The organism is Protofrankia sp. CiP1_Cm_nod2, from assembly GCF_920664355.1.
GTDB lineage: Bacteria > Actinomycetota > Actinomycetes > Frankiales > Frankiaceae > Protofrankia.
Genome location: NZ_CAKKTL010000062.1, coordinates 23,970 through 25,249, shown reverse-complemented (window position 1 = coordinate 25,249; position 1,280 = coordinate 23,970). Strand labels below are relative to the sequence as shown.

Sequence of the window (1,280 nt, the reverse complement as noted above, 5' to 3'; positions counted from 1 at the left end):
AGCAGGTCCATGGCCGCTCCGCCCGGCAGCTCCGGCCCGGCCCGCCGCGGGGCGGGCACCAGGCTCGGGGGAGGCAGGGCGGCGGCCACCGTCCGCGCGAGTTCGGCGATCGCCGCCGGTTTGGGTTCCGGGCGCACCGGCGGGCCGGGCAGCACCGCCAGTGGCGGTTCGGCGTCGTTGTCCTCCGGCGCCGCGGTCTCTCGGACGAGCAGCCGGTCGGGCTCGCCGCGTTCGATCTCGGCGTCCCGGGTGCGGCCGCCGGCGGCGCCGTTACCGGCTTGGCTGACAGCACCGTTACCGACGGCGTCCGGATAGAGCAGCCGGACTCGCTCACCGGTGGCGAACGGATGGGTGCGGTCGGGGTCGAGCGAGGCGAGCAGTCCGCGCCGGGCCTTCTTCTGCCGTCCGGTGGGGGTGCTCCAGCCCTCGACAACGGCCCATTCCAGCGGGACGGCGCAGCCGTCGTCGGCTTCCAGCGCGGCCCGGTCGGCGCTGAGCCAGGCGAAGAACTCCCACCAGGCGGGCTTGTTCTCCCGCCGGTGGTAGCCGACGGCGGCCCCCAGCAGCGCCCGGGCCCGCTCGTCGTCGCTCCAGGCCGCCGGGTCCTCGGGCAGGCCGGCGAGCAGCGCGTCAACGGTCGCGTCGGTGGGATCCGGCGTCGTGTCGGCGGCGGCCTCCTCGGCGTCCGCCGCCGGCGCGGGCGTGATCCCCTCGGCCGCGCGCAGGCCGAGCAGCCAGCGGTGCAGGCGATGGGTGGACACGCAGTCGACCCGGTTGTACTCGGCGATCTCGTGGAGGACGTGCTCGGCGGCCGCCCGCTCGCCGGCCGCGCGGTGCGCCAGGACGTTCTCGTAGGCGACGATGCTGTCGACGGCGGTCTTGACCCCGGCGCCGCGCGCCCCCGGCAGGTACAGCGGCTCCAGATACTTGATCGAGTACGAGCGCTGGGAGATCTTCAGGCTGCGCCGGACGACCGTGTACAGGTCCACCAGCCGGTGCCCGGCGAGCAGGGCGTCCACCTGCCGTTCGCGGGTGCCGTGCCTGGCCGCGAGCCGCTTGAGCGCGTTCGGTTCATACGGTGCGTAGTGATATATGTGCGCCCGGGGATGATCGGTGAGCCGTTGCAGCGCCCAGTCGACGAACCGCTCGAACGCGCGCTTCTCCTCGGCGCGGTCGTGCGCCCAGAACGGGTGGAAGACCTCCACGGCATCGGCGGCGAAGCCCGCCGCGGGGCCGGAGCCGCCCGTCTCCTCGACGTCTGCGCCGCTGTCAACGGCGGC

At 74.8% G+C, this 1,280-nt stretch carries 1 protein-coding gene; it reads right to left on the bottom strand.

Annotated features, from left to right (window positions below; genetic code table 11):
* The coding region (locus NBW84_RS09405) for a TM0106 family RecB-like putative nuclease (protein ID WP_250283685.1) at positions 1-1,280 on the bottom strand (1,280 nt) is incomplete at both ends.